We start from the raw sequence: 667 nt of genomic DNA, 5'->3' as shown, positions 1-667 counted from the left end.
CGCTATATCCAGGCTCAACTTCTTTAATTAAATCTACCATCGGTTCAAGAATATCTGGTTTTAATCCCGTCATAAATAAATTACAAAACCTTATTCTCTTAAAAGCGCATAAAACAGCTATATTACGCAATTTTGCACTATATCCAAATTTATAAATAGCAACACTTTTCCGGTTATTTGTGACCAATTTGTTACCTCAAAAACTCAAAATAAAACTAACAAAAACTAAAAGAGCACAGCGTGTTAATAAAGTGGTGAGACACTTTATTAACCGTCCGCCTAACCTAGATAGGCAAACACTTGCTGTAACTCTTTATGTACCCCATTTTACCGTACATAAGGGTCTCCTAGCAACAGTTTGCTTACATCTTGTGGCATACTGTTGCTTTTTTACTTTTAAAGGAGACGAGCCCTTATGAAAAAACTAACTGCCTATAATGCAGATGTTCAAAAATATATGCAACAAAATCGATTAAGTTCTCAAAAGAAAAATGAAATCATTGATGATATTAGAAACCATATTAACGATACGAATCAAAGTTTTGAAAGTTTATTTCCTTCTCGATCTAAACGAAAAGATGTGATGGATTATATTATTTACTTACTTTCAGGAAATGGTATATGCAAAATTTCGGCTGAGACATTAGCAAGTAAAGCGGACTGTTCT

General features: G+C 32.8%; 1 protein-coding gene and 1 pseudogene. One reads left to right on the top strand and one right to left on the bottom strand.

The window, feature by feature from the left end; all coding sequences use genetic code 11:
- The coding region (locus tag ACQRBL_RS32475; protein WP_427736432.1) for a hypothetical protein at positions 1–187 on the bottom strand (187 nt) is incomplete at its 3' end.
- 228 nt (positions 188–415) lie between these two features.
- On the opposite strand from ACQRBL_RS32475, the pseudogene ACQRBL_RS32470 reads away from it, so the two are divergent.
- A pseudogene (locus ACQRBL_RS32470) lies at positions 416–667 on the top strand (cytosolic protein); the annotation flags it as partial.

Origin of the sequence: Bacillus sp. AF62 (assembly GCF_050312695.1) — a bacterium.
Classification (GTDB): Bacteria; Bacillota; Bacilli; order Bacillales; family Bacillaceae_G; genus Bacillus_A; species Bacillus_A cereus.
This window is presented reverse-complemented; position numbering and strand designations above follow the sequence as displayed.